The organism is Nocardia sp. NPDC050717, assembly GCF_040654275.1.
In the GTDB taxonomy this organism is placed as follows: domain Bacteria; phylum Actinomycetota; class Actinomycetes; order Mycobacteriales; family Mycobacteriaceae; genus Nocardia.
Genome location: NZ_JBFAHR010000001.1, coordinates 256,181 through 270,825 on the forward strand (window position 1 = coordinate 256,181; position 14,645 = coordinate 270,825).

The 14,645-nt window shown below is 68.6% G+C and carries 17 protein-coding genes; 8 read left to right on the plus strand and 9 right to left on the minus strand.

Annotation, left to right across the window (positions count from 1 at the left end):
* Nucleotides 1-3: 3 nt before the first annotated feature.
* Nucleotides 4-276 (plus strand): hypothetical protein, encoded by a 273-nt coding sequence (locus AB0H56_RS01270; protein WP_357156023.1) that lies wholly within the window; start codon nucleotides 4-6, stop codon nucleotides 274-276.
* Here the strand turns inward: AB0H56_RS01270 and AB0H56_RS01275 are convergent.
* A complete protein-coding gene (locus tag AB0H56_RS01275) occupies nucleotides 273-1,325 on the minus strand; it encodes an NAD(P)-dependent alcohol dehydrogenase (RefSeq protein WP_357156024.1) in 1,053 nt (350 codons plus the stop codon). The genes AB0H56_RS01270 and AB0H56_RS01275 overlap by 4 nt on opposite strands.
* A gap of 117 nt (nucleotides 1,326-1,442) precedes the next feature.
* Here AB0H56_RS01275 and AB0H56_RS01280 point away from each other — a divergent pair, with 117 nt between their 5' ends.
* Entirely contained in the window at nucleotides 1,443-2,531 is a 1,089-nt protein-coding gene (locus AB0H56_RS01280) for a trypsin-like peptidase domain-containing protein (RefSeq protein ID WP_357156026.1), read from the plus strand.
* Here the strand turns inward: AB0H56_RS01280 and AB0H56_RS01285 are convergent.
* The 7 genes from AB0H56_RS01285 to AB0H56_RS01315 all read right to left on the minus strand — a co-directional run bounded on the left by AB0H56_RS01285 (nucleotide 2,528) and on the right by AB0H56_RS01315 (nucleotide 9,432).
* Nucleotides 2,528-3,094, minus strand: coding sequence for a vitamin K epoxide reductase family protein (locus tag AB0H56_RS01285; protein ID WP_357156027.1), 567 nt, complete (start codon nucleotides 3,092-3,094; stop codon nucleotides 2,528-2,530). The two genes, AB0H56_RS01280 and AB0H56_RS01285, sit on opposite strands and share 4 nt — an antisense overlap.
* Nucleotides 3,091-3,837, minus strand: a complete 747-nt coding sequence (locus AB0H56_RS01290; RefSeq protein ID WP_357156028.1) for a DsbA family protein — start codon at nucleotides 3,835-3,837, stop codon at nucleotides 3,091-3,093. Before AB0H56_RS01290 ends, AB0H56_RS01285 begins: the two co-directional genes overlap by 4 nt.
* Nucleotides 3,838-3,920: 83 nt before the next feature.
* Nucleotides 3,921-4,766: a PPK2 family polyphosphate kinase gene (locus AB0H56_RS01295; RefSeq protein WP_357156030.1), complete on the minus strand. Its 846-nt coding sequence runs from the start codon at nucleotides 4,764-4,766 to the stop codon at nucleotides 3,921-3,923.
* 15 nt (nucleotides 4,767-4,781) lie between these two features.
* Nucleotides 4,782-6,239: an alanine/glycine:cation symporter family protein gene (locus AB0H56_RS01300; protein WP_357156031.1), complete on the minus strand. Its 1,458-nt coding sequence runs from the start codon at nucleotides 6,237-6,239 to the stop codon at nucleotides 4,782-4,784.
* Between the two features lie 36 nt (nucleotides 6,240-6,275).
* Nucleotides 6,276-6,908, minus strand: a complete 633-nt coding sequence (locus tag AB0H56_RS01305) for a class I SAM-dependent methyltransferase (RefSeq protein ID WP_357156032.1) — start codon at nucleotides 6,906-6,908, stop codon at nucleotides 6,276-6,278.
* The gene (locus AB0H56_RS01310; RefSeq protein WP_357156034.1) at nucleotides 6,905-8,149 is read right to left on the minus strand and encodes a saccharopine dehydrogenase NADP-binding domain-containing protein; all 1,245 of its coding nucleotides are present in this window, start codon (nucleotides 8,147-8,149) and stop codon (nucleotides 6,905-6,907) included. The genes AB0H56_RS01305 and AB0H56_RS01310 overlap by 4 nt, the downstream gene beginning before the upstream one ends.
* 11 nt (nucleotides 8,150-8,160) lie before the next feature.
* Nucleotides 8,161-9,432 carry an AarF/ABC1/UbiB kinase family protein gene (locus AB0H56_RS01315; RefSeq protein WP_357156035.1) on the minus strand — a complete coding sequence of 424 codons (1,272 nt, stop codon included), beginning with the start codon at nucleotides 9,430-9,432 and terminating at the stop codon, nucleotides 8,161-8,163.
* Here AB0H56_RS01315 and AB0H56_RS01320 point away from each other — a divergent pair.
* Nucleotides 9,404-9,634, plus strand: a complete 231-nt coding sequence (locus AB0H56_RS01320; protein ID WP_233000983.1) for a hypothetical protein — start codon at nucleotides 9,404-9,406, stop codon at nucleotides 9,632-9,634. The two genes, AB0H56_RS01315 and AB0H56_RS01320, sit on opposite strands and share 29 nt — an antisense overlap.
* 88 nt (nucleotides 9,635-9,722) lie before the next feature.
* Here the strand turns inward: AB0H56_RS01320 and AB0H56_RS01325 are convergent, their stop codons facing one another.
* Nucleotides 9,723-10,286 carry a TetR/AcrR family transcriptional regulator gene (locus tag AB0H56_RS01325; protein ID WP_357156037.1) on the minus strand — a complete coding sequence of 188 codons (564 nt, stop codon included), beginning with the start codon at nucleotides 10,284-10,286 and terminating at the stop codon, nucleotides 9,723-9,725.
* Nucleotides 10,287-10,684: 398 nt separating this feature from the next.
* On the opposite strand from AB0H56_RS01325, the gene AB0H56_RS01330 reads away from it, so the two are divergent.
* From AB0H56_RS01330 to AB0H56_RS01350, 5 genes are all read left to right on the plus strand, one after another.
* Nucleotides 10,685-11,938, plus strand: coding sequence for a DUF445 family protein (locus AB0H56_RS01330; RefSeq protein WP_280221186.1), 1,254 nt, complete (start codon nucleotides 10,685-10,687; stop codon nucleotides 11,936-11,938).
* 95 nt (nucleotides 11,939-12,033) lie between these two features.
* The gene (locus AB0H56_RS01335; protein ID WP_110039146.1) at nucleotides 12,034-12,480 is read left to right on the plus strand and encodes a helix-turn-helix transcriptional regulator; all 447 of its coding nucleotides are present in this window, start codon (nucleotides 12,034-12,036) and stop codon (nucleotides 12,478-12,480) included.
* Nucleotides 12,480-13,133, plus strand: a complete 654-nt coding sequence (locus AB0H56_RS01340) for a heparin-binding hemagglutinin (RefSeq protein WP_357156038.1) — start codon at nucleotides 12,480-12,482, stop codon at nucleotides 13,131-13,133. The genes AB0H56_RS01335 and AB0H56_RS01340 overlap by 1 nt, the downstream gene beginning before the upstream one ends.
* 84 nt (nucleotides 13,134-13,217) lie before the next feature.
* A complete protein-coding gene (locus AB0H56_RS01345) occupies nucleotides 13,218-13,511 on the plus strand; it encodes a DUF2516 family protein (protein ID WP_233001593.1) in 294 nt (97 codons plus the stop codon).
* A gap of 61 nt (nucleotides 13,512-13,572) precedes the next feature.
* A complete protein-coding gene (locus AB0H56_RS01350; protein ID WP_357156039.1) occupies nucleotides 13,573-14,625 on the plus strand; it encodes an alpha/beta hydrolase in 1,053 nt (350 codons plus the stop codon).
* The last annotated feature ends 20 nt before the right edge of the window (nucleotides 14,626-14,645 follow it).

Sequence of the window (14,645 nt, forward strand, 5' to 3'; positions counted from 1 at the left end):
TCGTTGGCAGCGACGGAAGGACCGGCCATGGACCCGCGCCGCATCGCGCTCAACCGCACGCACAGCATCGAGATGGGCCGCCGCTTCGCGCAGTTCACCGACCTGCATCCCGAGATCGAATTCGAAGTCGACGACGCGTCGATGACGGCGGAGCAGGACGCCGCCTGGACCGCCTTCAGTGCCGACCTGCTGGCCAGGCACCAGGCGGAACGTGCGGCCCTGGCCGACGTGCTCGAAGCCGAGCGCGCCGCGGGCCGTCCGCGCGCCGAGGGTTAGATCGTCGCGGTGTCGATGACGAAGCGGTACTGGACGTCGCTGGCGACGACCCGGTCGTACGCGGCGTCGATCTCGTCGGCCGAGATGAGCTCGATCTCGGCGCCGATGCCGTTGGCGGCGCAGAAGTTCAGCATCTCCTGGGTCTGCGCGACGCCGCCGATCATCGAACCGGCCAGCGAGCGCCGGAACGCGGCCAGGTTGCGGCCGGTGACGCTGAGCGGCTGATCGGGCAGGCCGAGGATCACCAGGGTGCCGTCCAGCGCGAGCAGGCGCAGGTAGTTGTCGATCGGCAGGTTGGCCGAGACGGTGTTGATGATCAGGTCGAACGAGCCGCGCAGCTGCCGGAAGGTCTCCTTGTCGCTGGTGGCGTAGTAGTGGTGCGCGCCCATCCGCAGGCCGTCGTCGCGCTTGCGCAGCGACTGGCTGAGCACGGTCACCTCGGCGCCGAGCGCGGCGGCGATCTTCACCCCCACGTGCCCGAGCCCGCCCATCCCGATGATGGCGACCTTCTTGCCCGGCCCGGCGTTCCAGTGCCGCAGCGGCGAGTACAGGGTGATGCCCGCGCACAGCAGGGGCGCGGCGACATCGAGGCCGATGCCCTCGGGAATGGCGACGACGAAGCTCTCGGTCACCACGATCTGGGTGGCGTAGCCGCCCATCGTGTACCCGCCGGGCTGCACGGATTCGGGGACCGGGTTGTTGTAGGTCCAGGTGGCACCCCTGGTGCAGTACTGCTCCTCACCGGCCAGGCACGGCACGCACTTGCCGCACGAATCGACCAGGCAGCCGACGCCGACCCGGTCGCCGACCTGGTACTTGCGCACGTTCGACCCGACCGCCGCGACGAGGCCCGCGATCTCGTGACCGGGCACGCACGGGTATTTCGCGCCGCCCCACTCGTCGCGCGCGGTGTGGATGTCGGAGTGACAGATCCCCGCGTACTTGATGTCGATCAGGACATCGTCGGGACCGAGGTCCCTGCGCTCGATGGTGACCTTCTCGAAGGACCCGTCGGCGGCGGGGAGGGCGTAGGCGGCAGCGGTGCTCATGGAGTCATGCCTACCGTCGCATGCGTCGTTTGCCAACCGGCACGCCCGGAATCGGGACCGGACCGCCCGGATCACGGGTCACAATGGAGGAGTCGGCTCGCGAGAGAGGACTGGCGCGTGCACGCTGTGGGTCGGGTGTTCGTGACGCTCGTCGTCGCGCTGATCGGCGTGTGCGCGTTCCTGGGATATCGCGGCGAGCTGGTGCTGCCGTGGCAGCCGCGGGCCGAGGAGTACCTCGCCGTTGCCGAGCCACCGCCGCCGGTTCCGCTCGATCCGGTGCTGGTCGCGGCGCAGGTGGAGCCCGCGCTGGTCAACATCTCCGTCGACGCCACGCTGTTCGGGGCCGACGCCGCGGGCTCGGGGATCGTGCTCACCGCCGACGGGCAGATCCTGACCAGCCATCACGTGATCAAAGGCGCCGACGAGGTCTCGGTGACCGATGTCGGCAACGGCGCGGTCTACCCGGCCACCGTGCTCGGGTACGACTCGACCGCGGACATCGCCCTGCTGTCGCTGGCGGGCGCGAGCGGTTTGCCCACGGCTCGGCTCGGCACCTCGTCCGAGCTGCGGATCAGGCAGGACGTGCTGGCCATCGGGGACGCGGGCGGCGACGGCGGCGCACCGACCGCGGTCGCCGGGCCGATCACCGATCTGGACGCCAGCATCGTCGCCATGAACTCGGCCGACATGTCGAGGAAGTCGCTGCGCGGGATGGTGCAGATCGCCGCGCCGGTGGTGGGCGGACAGTCCGGTGGCGCCCTGGTCGACGGCGGCGGCGCGGTGGTCGGCGTGATCACCGCGGCCTCGGGGGAGCGGACCCAGGCTCGCCAGCGCGAGACCCCGGCCACCGGCTACGCGGTGCCCATCGACACCGCCATGCGGATCGTCACCCAGATCCGCTCCGGCGTGCCGACCGAGACCGTGCACATCGGCCCGACCGCCACGCTCGGCGTGCAGATCGTGGACGCGCGGCCCTCGGGCGCCGAGGTGAGCTGGGCACTGTACGGTCAGCCCGCCCGCGCGGCGGGGATCACCACCGGCGACGTGATCACCGCCGTCGACGGCGTCGCCATCACCACCGCGAAGGCCCTCAGCGCCGCGATCAACGTACGCAGGCCCGCCGACCGGATCCGGCTCGACATCACCGCCCCCGACGGCAGCACCCGCGTCGTCGAGGTGGTACTCGCCAGGGGCACGCCCAGCTAGACCAGGCTCAGCCAGTAGTCCTGGAACTTCAGGAAGACCAGTAGCAGGACGACTGCGTAGAAGACCACGACCAGGGTCCAGCGCCATTCGGCCAGGATGCCCATGATGCCGCGGGAACGGCCCCAGGTTTCCTGGGTGGTGACCGCGAACAGGATCGGTGTCGCCACCCACACCACCATGCAGTACGGGCACAGCGCGTTGATCCGGTAGAGGCTCTGGAAGATCAGCCAGCAGATCGCGGCGACGCCGAGCACGGTCCCCACCCACAGGCCGCCCCAGATCCAGCGCGGGAAGCCGACGTTGACGACGGCGAGCACGCCGAGCGTCACCACCACGGAGAACCCGACGATGCCGAACAGCGGATTCGGGAAGCCGAACACCGCCGCCTGATCGGTCTTCATGATCGACCCGCACGACAGCACCGAGTTGATGCTGCACGAGGTGACGTAATCCGGGTCCACGAACAGCTTGAACCGCTCGACCGTGAGCGTGAACGACGCCAGCCACCCCGCCAACCCGGCGATCAGCAGCAGCCACGCCGAGCGGGCGGGGGCGGTGATCACTTCGCCGCGTCAGCGATCACGGACGACAGACCGTCCTTGGTGAAGATCGCGTCGGTCTGGTTGAGCTGGCCGTTGATGAACACCGACGGCGTCGACTCCACACCGCTGCTCAGCGTCTGCTGGGTGACCTGGGTGATGTAGTCGTTGTACGGCTTGTCGTTGATGCAGGTGGCCACGGCCGGATCGGTGTAGCCGACCTCGGTCGCGATCTGCACGAGCTGCTCGTTGGACAGGCCGGCGCCGCCCTCCGCTGGCTGCTTGGCGAACATGGTCTGCAGCCAGGTCTGGTACTTGCTCGGATCCGACTTCGCGACACAGAACGAGGCGTTGGCCGCCCGCGAGGAGTACTGGTTCGTCGACGCCTTGTCCAGGAACGAGATCACCTGGTACTCGACGACCGCGGTGCCGTCGGCGGCGGCCTTCGCCAGCGCCTCGCCGTTGGCGGCCTCGAACTGCTTGCAGGCCGGGCACTGCAGGTCGGCGACGACGCGGACCTTCACCTTCGCGTCCGGATTGCCGATGCGGACCGTGCCGGTCTCGGTCACCGAGCCGCCCGTCGCGGGAAGCTGTGCCACCGAACTCGACCCCGACGAATCGTCGTCGGAGCGGTTGACCGCGATCCCGACGCCGATCGCGGCGACCAGCGCGACCAGCACACCGGCCACGCCGATCTGGATCGCGATCTTGCGCCGCTTGTCGGCCGCCTCGGCCGCGGCCAGTGGGTTCTGCTTCCCGGTGCTCACCGTTGTCACACGCCTTTCGTTCGTAGTCTCCCCACCTCGGACATCATGCGGGCCGAACCTGAGAGTTTCTTCAACGATCGAGATCAGGACTCGTCGAGTCGGCGCAGCTGCTCGGCGACGTCGAAATCGGCCTTCGGCCAGTCGAGATCGAGCCCGGTCAGGGCGTCGATCAGCAGTTCGGTGACGGCCAGGCGCGCGTACCACTTGCTGTCGGCGGGCAGCACGTACCAGGGCGCGTAGTCGGTGTTCGTGCGATCGAGCAGCACCTGGTACGCCTTCTGGTACTCGGGCCAGTGGGCGCGTTCGGTGATGTCGGCGGGATTGAACTTCCAGTGTTTGTCGGGGCGTTCCAGCCGTTCGCGCAGCCTGCGCTTCTGCTCGTCGAGGGAGACGAACATGGCGACCTTGATGATCGTGGTGCCCGCGTCGGCCACCTCGCGTTCGAAGGTGTTGATCAGGCCGTAGCGCTTCTCCCATTCCGACGGTGGCACGAGATTGTGCACCCGGACCACCAGCACGTCCTCGTAGTGCGAGCGGTCGAAGACGCCGATCTGGCCCGCCTCGGGCAGCCGCTTGCGGATGCGCCAGAGGAAATCGTGCTGCTTCTCCTCCTCGGTGGGCACGCCGAAGGACGCGTGGTCGACACCCTGCGGGTCGACCGAGCCGATGACGTGGCGCACGATGCCGCCCTTGCCCGCGGTGTCCATGCCCTGCAGCACCAGCAGCACGCTGCGCCGATCGCCGGTGCGCCCGTTCGCGAACAGCCGCTCCTGCAGGTCCGACAGCACCAGGCCGCGCTCGACGAGCAGCTGCTTGCCCAGCTGCTTGTCACCGGTGAAACCGGAGGTGGTCGACGGGTCGAGATCGACGACGCGCTGACCGTCGGCGCGCAGTACGGAGGTGACCGGTTCGGCCCAGTGTTTCGCCATTTCCCATGCCTACCACTAGCGCGTGCGATCGACCGGCAAGCTCGACGGAATCGTTGCCTGCCAGCACGCCACCCCGGCCGGATCGGCGATCTCGGCCCGGTGCACATAGACCGGATCGACGCCGGTGGCCCGCTGCGCGCGATAGTCGGCGAGCAGCCGGAACGCGACGGCGCCGAGCGGGATGATCGCGGCCAGATTCACCAGCGCCATCACGCCCATGAACACATCGGCCAGGTTCCAGATGAGGGCCACCGACCCGAGCGCGCCACCGAACACGGCCACCAGCACCAGCACCCGGAAAGCGGTGAGCGCCTGCGGCTTGTCGGTGATGAACTCGATGTTGGCGCGGCCGTAGTAGAAATTGCCGATCATCGAGCTGAACGCGAGCATGAACACCACCGCGGTGAGTACGTGGCCCGCCCAGGTGCCGAGTTCGGTCCGCAGCGCGGTCTGGGTGAGGTCGGCGCTGCGCCGCTCGGACAGGTCGGGATCGCTGGTCAGGATGATGAACGCGGTGATCGAGCAGATCAGCAGGGTGTCGAAGTACACGCCGAGCGACTGCACGAGGCCCTGCTTGACCGGATGTGAGACATCGGCGGAGGCCGCCGCGTTCGGTGAGGAACCGAGCCCGGCCTCGTTGGAGAACATGCCGCGCCGGATGCCCTGCGCGATGGCCGTGCCGATGCCGCCGCCGACCACCTCGCGCAGCCCGAACGCCCCGCCCACGATATCGGCGACCACGCGCGGGAGATCGCCGATGTTCAGCGCCACCACCGCGATCCCGAGCACCAGGTAGATCACGGCCATCACCGGGACGAGCACCTCGGTGATGTGGCTGATCCGGCGCACCCCGCCGAAGATCACCAGCCCCAGCAGGACGACGAGCCCGAGCCCGACGAGCGGGGCGAACCAGTCACCGTCCAGCGCCGACAGCGAGGCGCGCGAGGTGGCGATGATGGTGTTGGACTGCACCGCGTTGAAGACGAAACCGAACGTCACGGTGATGATGACGGCGAAGGTCAGACCCTGCCAGCGCCTGCGCAGGCCGTGCTCCATGTAGTAGGCGGGCCCGCCGCGGAAGGTGCCCGGTTCGTGTTCGGGACGCTTGTAGAGCTGGGCGAGGGTGGACTCGACGAACGCCGAGGCCGCTCCGACGGTCGCCATCGCCCACATCCAGAACACCGCGCCCGGTCCGCCGACGCTGATCGCGGTGGCGACGCCGGCGATGTTGCCGGTGCCGACCCGCGCCGCGGCCGAGATGCTGAACGCGCCGAACGCCGACACCGACTTCTTGCCGTCGGCGGCCGTCTTCCCCTTCTCGGTGACGGTGCGCACCATCTCCGGCAGCATCCGCAGCTGCACGACACCGCTGCGCACCGTGAAGTAGCACCCGGCGACGATCACCAGCGGGATCAGCAGCCAGTTCCAGAACACGTCGTTGATGTCGACGACCACCGAGTTCACCGCGTCCATGCCGCGAAGGCTACCGCCGGGCTACCCGGCTATCGCTCAGGCGGGCTTGGTGGCGTCGACGTATTGCATGAAACGGTGTACGCGCTGGTCGATCTCGACCAGCCCGGCCTCGGCGAACAGGCGCGGGAACGTGTCGCGATCGAACAGGCGCAGCCCGCTCAGCCCGGCGGCGGCGGTGCTCGCCTTGCCGAACAGGTTGTCCTCGCGGTAGCTGGTGGTGATGGCGATGCGGCCGCCCGGCGCGAGCACCCGGATCATCTCGCGGGTGGCCGCGATCGGATCGGGGATCAGGTACAGCGCGCCGAAACAGCAGACGGCGTCGAAGGTTCCGTCGGCGAAGGGCAGCGTGCGCGCGTCACCGCGGACGTAGCCGACGCGCGGGCCCGCGTTGTCGGCCACGGCCTTGGCCAGCATCGGCTCGGAGTAGTCCAGGCCGGTGACGAAACCGTCACCGGCGAGGAACTCGCTCAGATACCTGGTGAAATTGCCGGGGCCGCAAGCGAGGTCGAGCACCTTCTTGCCGCCACGCAGGCGCAGGGTGTCCACGGCCTCGCGGCGGTCGCTGCCGGTGGTGCGGCCGCTCGCGAGGTAGAACAGGGTGGGTCGCCAGGCGTGCTCGTACACCGCGGCCACCGCGGGCACGTTCATCGCGACACGGGCCAGGTTCACCGCCGCGCGACCTCGATGGTCATGCCTGCGGCGCGCAGCCGCTCGGTGAGCGCCTCGCCCATCGCCGAGGCGGGGGTGAGCACGCCCGCACGCGCGGGGAGTTCGTCGAAGGCCAGGCAGAGCCCGCTCTGGCCGAGCAGCACCGCGGTCGCCTGGTAGCCGGGGTCGCCGGTGCCAGAGAACGTGGCCTGGTACTTGGCGCCGGAACTGGTGCGCGCGAAGGTCTTCATGGTGAACCAGCCGCTGCGCCTGGCCGCTTCGCTGGGGCCCGTGCCCGGCTTGGGCAGGATGCGGTCGAGCAGCTTGCGGCCCAACGGAACTCGCGAGAGCACGGCGCCCGAGGCCATCCCGGCCACGATGCCGCCCGCGATACCCGCCGCGACCAGCGGCGCGGCCACCGAATTGCCCGCGTTCATCACCTCGCGGTAGCGGAACTGCTTGCCGTAGGCCCAGCCGAGCAGGCCGTTGGTACGGCGCACGACCTTGGTGTTGTGCGAGGCCATGATGAAGGTGGTGACCCAGCCGTCGAGGCTGGGATCGATGCTGTCGGCCCTGGCCAGCGCCTGATCGGACTGGCGGCCCACGTCGGGGTCCATGCTGCGGTCCGGGCTCAGCGAGTACGGGTGCGCCAGGATGCGGCCGCGGCTCGAGTCGGCGGCGACGTCCTCCATCATGGCCCGGCCGGAATCGATGGTGCCGCCGCTCATTCCGCCCTTGAGGTAGGCCACCAGAGTGGTGTCCTCGAGCTCGCCGGTGTTGTCGGCGACGCTCGCGCGGTAGAGCTCGTAGACGCTCAGGTCCGACGGGATCGAGTCGTAGCCACAGGAATTCACGATCTTGGCGCCGGTATCGATCGCGGTCTGCTCGTGCTGCTCGATCGCGTCGTGGATGAACAGCGGTTCGCCGGTGAGGTCGGCGTAGTGGGTGCCCGCCGCCGCGCACGCCGCGACCAGCGGCATGCCGTAGCGCAGGTACGGGCCGACGGTGGTGACGACCACCTTGGTGCGCTCGGCCATCGCCGCCAGCGCGGCCGGATCGGTCGAATCGGCCACGACCAGTTCCCAGTTCGCGGCGGCCGGGCCCAGCTCAGCGCGCACGGCGGCGAGCTTGTCGGCCGAGCGGCCCGCCAGCGCGATCCGCGCGTCGGCGGGTGCGGCGGTGAGCAGGTATTCGGCGGTGAGTTTGCCGACGAACCCGGTCGCGCCGAAGAGGGTCAGATCGAACTCACGGTCTTGCGGCATCGAAGCGCCTTTCATCGAGTGCTCGCCTTGCGGGCACGCGGTTTCTTCGCCGGTTTCGGCGGGTGGGTGGTGAGCCAGTCACGGTGGGCCAGGCCGAGTTCGGTGACGGGCGGCTCGTCGTAGAGCCATTCCCTGGCGATCAGGTGCCAGTTGGCGGTGCATTCGAGCTGGCCGAGCATGCCGAAGGTGAGGAAGTCGGCCCGGCGGGAGAACAGATGTTCCGGCGGCAGGTTCTGCTGCTTCATCCCGGTGAACTCGCTGGCCCTGGGGTCGACGGCGAGCAGGAACGCGCCGCTGGCCAGTTCCGGGGTGATCGTGAGGACCTCGTCCACCAGGCACCATTCCGAGGCGGAGAGCACGTACTCGAGACACTCCTCGGCGCCGATCTCCTCCGGCGAGTCGATCACGCCGCGCTCGATCATCAACTGGCGCAGGTCTTCCGCCCGGTCCTCCGCGGCGGCACGCAGGCACAGGATCTCGAAGTGCACCAGCTTGGGGTCCATGCGGTTGAACAGGCCGAAGTCGAGGAAGGCCACCCGGCCGTCGCGGGCAAGCAGCACATTGCCCGGATGCGGGTCGCCGCAGAACTCGTTGAAGGTGAACAGCGAGCCGACGTAGAACCGGTAGATGATCTCGCCGATGCGGTCGCGCTGTTCGGCGGGCAGCGTGCGCAGCTCGTCGAAGCCGGTGCCCTCGACGAACTCGGTGACCAGCACCCTGGTCGTCGACAGCTCGGGCACCGAGTCGGGCACCACGATGAACGGGTGGTCGCGATAGAGCCGGGCGATCTCGGCCTGCGTGACGGCCTCGGCCACGTAGTCGAGCTCGGCCTCCATGTTGAGTTTCAGCTCGTCGAGCACGGCGGGGGTGATCCACGGCATCGCCGAGGCCAGCACCCGGCGGAACATGGTGAGGTTCTTCAGGTCGGCGCGCACCGCGGCGTCGACGCCCGGATACTGCACCTTCACCGCGACCGCGCGGCCGTCGGGCAGCGCGGCCCGATAGACCTGGCCGATCGAGGCGGCCGCGATCGGCTCGGGATCGAACTCGGCGAACACCTCCGACAGCGGGCGGCCGAAGTCTTCCTCGATCACCGCGCGCATGGCCTCGAACGACACCGTCGGGGCGGCGTTGCGCAGCACGGCCAGGCGCTGCTGGAAACGGTCACGATGATCCGGCGGCACCAGGTCCAGATCGAGCACCGACATCATCTGGCCCAGCTTCATGGCCACGCCCTTCATGGTGCCGAGCACCATGACCACCTGTTCGGTGGTGCGGATCATCGACTCCTCGGCCATCTTCGCCCGGACCGCCTCGGACCGCCCGCGCATGGACAGCCTGGTCTTCTTCGAGCGGATCACCGAACTCGCCGCTACCGCCCCCAGCTTCGTCCCACGGGCAAGCCGGGATGTCGGCACGTTCTTCGCCATCGAGGTACCTCCGTTGGTGCCGACGGGCACGGCGGCACGCGGCCGCCCCCGGTGACGCGAGCCACAGCGTCACACTCGGTTCAGCGTAACCAACCGGCCGGTAATGTCGAGCCCGGCTCCACCTTCGGCGACGAAGCGCCAGCTCAGGACGGCAGCGTGGGGATCTCCGGCAGGGCGTGCGGCTGACCGCTGAAATACTCGGGCGAGCCGCCCGCACGGGCGACGCCCTCGATCGCCGACCACGCCATCATCGTGAGGTAGTCGATGACGTCCTGGCGCGGCATCGCCTTGTCGGTGGTCGTCCACCAGTGCGTGGCCAGCTGGATGCCGCCGACCAGCACGTAGGACCACAGCATCGCGCCGTCGGTCCGCACGCCCTTGGCGCCGGCCCGGTCGATGAGCACGGCCGTCACCACCTCGGCGAAGAGGCGCTCGAACTCGGCGAGCGAGGACTTGTCGCCCGCGGAGTTGCTCATGATGAACCGGTAGACCTCGGGATCGTCGTCGACGGTGCCCACGTATTCGGTCATCGCGGCGCGGACCAGCTGGTACTCGTCGGCGTCGAGGTTGATGGCGCCGTACACGCGGGGCAGCAGCGTGGTCTCGATGAACCGCTGCATGGTGGCGTGCACCAGGTCGTTCTTGTCGGCGAAGTAGCGGTACAGCACGGTCTTGGACACGCCGATCTCGGTGGCGATCTCGTCCATGCCCGCCTGGCTGCCGCGGGCGCGGATCGCGTTGAGCGTGCCGTCGACCAGCTCTTCGCGCCGGTCGATCTTGTGCTGCCGCCACCGCCGCTTGCGGCCGTCGACAGGACCGCCGCCGCGAACGCCGGCGGCGCGCCCGGTCTGCTCGCCGATCTCGACAAGGTCTTCGGTGGACAGAACAGCCCCCTTGGCATCGATGTGGCGTCTCTGGTCATACAGCTTAGGCGCGTGTCTGTGTGGTAGCGCTCGTTTGGTCGACGTTGCGGCATTTACCACACTCGCGGCGGCGCGGTCGTGGTACGCACAGCAGAATGGGGGCTATGGAGAAAGCTCCCGGCAACACGGCGGTTCTCGCGCCGCGCACCGAGCCCGCCGCGCAGCCCGCGGGCTTCGCGGTCATGACCGACGAGGCGGGCAAGAAACGTGACCTCTTCAAGATGAAAGCGCTGGCTACCGGGTTTCTGCTGGTGGCCAGCGTGGTGTACCTGCTGTGCCGGTGGCTCGAGTCGCGCGGTGGCGGCGGTGAGTGGGTCGGTTATGTGCGCGCCGCGTCCGAGGCGGGCATGGTCGGCGCGCTCGCCGACTGGTTCGCGGTCACCGCGCTGTTCAAGCACCCACTCGGCCTGCCGATCCCGCACACGGCGATCATCCGCAAGAAGAAGGATCAGCTCGGTTCGAGTCTGGGTGCCTTCGTCGGCACCAACTTCCTCGCGCCCGATGTGGTGTCGGCCCGGCTGGAGTCGGCGCAGATCTCGCTGCGGGTCGGCCGGTGGATGGCCGATCCCGGGCACGCGGCGCGGGTCGCGCAGGAGAGCGCGACCATCCTGACCGCGGTGGTCGGGGTGCTGCGCGACGAGGACGTCGAGCAGATCATCGACAACACGATCGTCAAGCGGATCGCCGAGCCGCTGTGGGGCCCGCCGATCGGGCGGGTGCTCTCGGAATTGATCGCCGACAACCGGCAGCTGCCGCTGATCGATCTGCTGGCCGAGCGCGCGCATCAGTGGGCGCTGGGTTCCCAGGAGACGATCGATCGGATTGTCATGCGCGACGCCCCGCAGTGGGCGCCGAAATTTGTCAACACTTTGCTCTCGGAGCGGATCTACCGGGAACTCGTGGAGTTCACCTGGAAGGTGCGTTCCAATCCCGATCACGAATTGCGCCAGGCCGCGGACCGGTTCCTGCAGGATTTCGCCGACGACCTGCAGCACGACGAGGCGATGATCGCCAAGGCCGAGAAGGTGAAGGCCGAGATCATGGGCCGCGAGCAGATCACCGGAATGGCCGAGGCCACCTGGCGCGCGGCCAAGCGGTTGATTCTCGAGTCGGCCGAGGACCCCGATTCCACGCTGCGCCGCAAGGTGGCCGAGAATGTGCAGCAGCTCGGTGAACGCTTGCGCGACGACCCGGCCATGCGGAGCAAGGTGGACGGGTGGATCGATCGCGGCGCCCGCTATCTGGTCGGTAACTACTCGGCCGAGATCACGACCCTGGTGACCGACACGGTCGCGCGCTGGGACGCGGACGAGGCGAGTAGGAAGATCGAACTGCAGGTCGGTCGCGATCTGCAGTTCATCAGGATCAACGGCACGGTCGTCGGCTCGCTGGCGGGCCTGGCCATCTACACGATCTCGCAGCTGCTGTTCCACTGAGCTGGGAGTGTTAGCCGAACCTGTGCTAACAGAAGTGCTTGCAATTGCTAGCACTCTGACTTAGTATTGACCGTACAACCGCCAGAAGGTGAGTGATGGCAGACCAACCCGAGGGACGTGTAGCGCACGCGGCACAAGACATCGGAGGGTTCATCAGGTCCCAGCGCGAAGCGGCGCAGGTGTCCTTACGTCAGCTCGCCGCACTGGCGGGGGTGAGTAATCCGTATCTCAGCCAGATCGAACGCGGATTGCGCAACCCCTCCGCCGAAGTACTCGCGCAGATCGCGAAGGCACTGCGCGTTTCCTCGGAGGTGTTGTATGTGCGGGCCGGATATCTCGAGCAGCGCCCGCACAGTCCGGTCCGGGACGCCCTGCTCGCTGACACTTCGGTGACCGAGCGGCAGAAACAGGTGTTGCTGGAAATCTATGAGTCGTTTCGCCGGGAAAACGGGGAAGAAGCCGGCTCAGGGGGGATCGAACGGGACAGCGACGTTTCGTTCACGACAACTGACACTCCGCCACACCAGGAGAACGAAGACTGATGACCGAGAAGACCGCTACCGTGACCAAGCCGCTGTTCGCCACCGTCGGCGCCGGTGACGCGATCTACACCGCCGTGAACGAGGTTGTCGCCGACGTCCGCGAGCGCGTCGCGACCGCCGATGCCAAGGCCCGCGTCGAAGAGGCCCGTGAGCGCTTCGCCAACGTGCCCGCCGACGTGCAGGCCCAGTTCGACACCCTGCGCGAGCGCATCGCCGGGCTGCCGTCGGAGCTGCCGGAGGACCTCGCCGAGCTGCGCGAGAAGTTCACCGCCGAGGAGCTGCGCAAGCTGGCCGAGCAGTACTACCGCCAGGCCCTCGACATCTACGCCGACCTCGCCGTCCGCGGTGAGGAGACCGTCGACCGCCTGCGCGCCAACCAGGCCGTCGACGAGCAGATCGGTCGCGTGGAGAGCCTGTACAAGGACGCCTCCGCCCGCGCCGAGGATGCCCTGGCCAAGGTCAACGACCTGCTGGGTCGTGGCAAGGCCGAGGCCGAGGCTGTCGCCGAGCAGGCCGCGGCCGTCGTCGACGCCGAGGTCGTCGCGGTGACCACCGACGAGCCCGCGCCCGCTCCGGCCGCCAAGGCCCCCGCCGCCAAGAAGGCCCCGGCCAAGAAGGCGCCGGCCAAGAAGGCTGCGCCGAAGAAGGCCTGACTTACCGAATAGTTCCCCCTGCAGGCAGCGGCTTCGCACATCTCTGGTGTGCGGAGCCGCTGTTCGTATGATGGGGGTGTGAATATGGTGAACGGTCTGACGTCGCTGATCCTGCTGGTCCTGTGGGTCGCGGCCTTCGGCGCGACGGTGTTCGCGCTCATCCACGCCGTGCGCCAGCGGGCGGAGGCGTTCACGGCCGTGGACAAGATGACCAAGCCGATCTGGCTCGCGATCCTCGGTGGCGCGATGGTGTTCCTGCTGCTCGGCATCGCCGGGTTCGGCATGCTGACCTCGTTCATCGCGATCATCGCGACCGGTGTCTACCTCGCGGACGTGCGGCCGAAGATCGACGAGGTGCAGCGCGGCCCGCGCTGGTAACACTCGCGTTCAGTGGTACACGGTGTTACTGTATCTAGCAGTAACACAAAGGAGTGTGCCGATGCGTGCAAAGTTGCCGACGGCTCTGATCGAACTGGTTGGCTCGGCGTCCACCACGGTCAAGACCGTACTGGCCGCCCACCGGGCCGATCTGCGGACCCGGACCCACGGCCTGGCGGCCTTCGATCCGCCGTCGATCCCCCACGAGGTGATCCCCGTGATCACCGCGGACGGCGCCCGGCTGCGCGTGCACGCCTACGGCCCGGTCGACGCGCCGGTGATCGTGTTCGCGCACGGCTGGACCTGCTCGATCGAATACTGGAACGCCCAGATCAACGCCTTCGCCGGCGAATACCGCGTCATCGCCTACGACCAGCGCGGCCACGGCGAGAGCACCAACGGCTACGCGCGCCCCAGCACCGATCTGCTCGCCGACGACCTGTGCGACGTGCTCGACGCGGCCCTGCTGCCCGGGCAGCGCGCGGTGCTGGTCGGCCACAGCATGGGCGGCATGACGCTCATCGCGTGGGCAGGCCGCTACCCCGAACGCGTCGCCGAACAGGCCGAGGCCGTGCTGCTCACCAACACCGGCGCGCACTCGCTGGTCGAGGTCTCGACCATGGTGCCCGGCCTGAACAAGCCGCTGAAGCTGCTACGCGGCCGCGCGCTGCCCTCGCCGGACTGGCTGGGCAAGCTCATCCTCGGTACGCCCGTCGTCTTCCCGCCGATCGCTCCGGTGCGCTGGATCTTCGCCCGTCAGGTGATGACGCTGGACACCACGCCGGAGAAGCTGAGCTACGCGCTCTCGGTGGTGCGCGGCTGTCCGATGATGACCAGGGCGCGCTACGGGCTGCTGCTCGCCGAACTGCACCTGGGCGATGCCGCGCGCAACTTCACCGTGCCCACCACCGTGCTGGCCGGTGACCGCGACGACATGACCCCGGCCGTACACGCCGAGCGGCTGGCCGAACTGCTGCGCCAGGCGGGCACGCTCGCCGGATTCAAGGTGCTGCCGACCGGGCACCTCGGCAATGTCGAGCGCTTCGACCTGTTCAACGCCGAACTGCGCAAGGTGCTGGCCGCCGTCCGTGAGCCCGCACGCGCGCTCGCTTAGCCGCCTGCGAGGATGGGCGG

Coding starts and splice junctions, on each gene's coding strand:
- AB0H56_RS01340 (WP_357156038.1), top strand. CDS start 12,480: ATGACCGAGAAGACCGCTACCGTGACCAAGCCGCTGTTCGCCACCGTC.
- AB0H56_RS01325 (WP_357156037.1), bottom strand. CDS start 10,286: ATGGACGAGATCGCCACCGAGATCGGCGTGTCCAAGACCGTGCTGTAC.
- AB0H56_RS01300 (WP_357156031.1), bottom strand. CDS start 6,239: ATGGACGCGGTGAACTCGGTGGTCGTCGACATCAACGACGTGTTCTGG.
- AB0H56_RS01295 (WP_357156030.1), bottom strand. CDS start 4,766: ATGGCGAAACACTGGGCCGAACCGGTCACCTCCGTACTGCGCGCCGAC.
- AB0H56_RS01345 (WP_233001593.1), top strand. CDS start 13,218: ATGGTGAACGGTCTGACGTCGCTGATCCTGCTGGTCCTGTGGGTCGCG.
- AB0H56_RS01315 (WP_357156035.1), bottom strand. CDS start 9,432: ATGATCCGCACCACCGAACAGGTGGTCATGGTGCTCGGCACCATGAAG.
- AB0H56_RS01310 (WP_357156034.1), bottom strand. CDS start 8,149: ATGCCGCAAGACCGTGAGTTCGATCTGACCCTCTTCGGCGCGACCGGG.
- AB0H56_RS01350 (WP_357156039.1), top strand. CDS start 13,573: ATGCGTGCAAAGTTGCCGACGGCTCTGATCGAACTGGTTGGCTCGGCG.
- AB0H56_RS01330 (WP_280221186.1), top strand. CDS start 10,685: ATGACCGACGAGGCGGGCAAGAAACGTGACCTCTTCAAGATGAAAGCG.
- AB0H56_RS01320 (WP_233000983.1), top strand. CDS start 9,404: ATGACCACCTGTTCGGTGGTGCGGATCATCGACTCCTCGGCCATCTTC.
- AB0H56_RS01335 (WP_110039146.1), top strand. CDS start 12,034: ATGGCAGACCAACCCGAGGGACGTGTAGCGCACGCGGCACAAGACATC.
- AB0H56_RS01275 (WP_357156024.1), bottom strand. CDS start 1,325: ATGAGCACCGCTGCCGCCTACGCCCTCCCCGCCGCCGACGGGTCCTTC.